This is a genomic window from Geobacillus sp. B4113_201601 (assembly GCF_001587475.1).
In the GTDB taxonomy this organism is placed as follows: Bacteria; Bacillota; Bacilli; order Bacillales; family Anoxybacillaceae; genus Geobacillus; species Geobacillus icigianus.
Genome location: NZ_LQYX01000117.1, coordinates 6065 through 6307 on the forward strand (window position 1 = coordinate 6065; position 243 = coordinate 6307).

Genomic DNA, 243 nt, shown 5'->3' on the forward strand with positions numbered 1-243 from the left:
TGAAGACGTCCTTATCTCTCCAAGAGGAATGGCATTGTTTTTTAGAGGGATTACGAAGCGTGTTATCGTGCGAAGAGCTGGAACAGATGGCCCGAGATCATCGATTTATTCAACGAAAGGGGAAGTTGCGCGCCCATGACTTCGTGGCACTTTGCACATTTCTCCAGGAAGAAGGCGGTCAAAAATCATTGGTGCAGCTCTGCAGTGCTCTAGCTCTTAAGCAAAACACCTCTCTGAGTGCGG

1 pseudogene is annotated in these 243 nt (G+C 48.6%); it reads left to right on the plus strand.

Going from position 1 to position 243, the window contains the following annotated elements:
* Positions 1 to 243: pseudogene (locus B4113_RS16185) on the plus strand (IS4 family transposase); the annotation flags it as partial.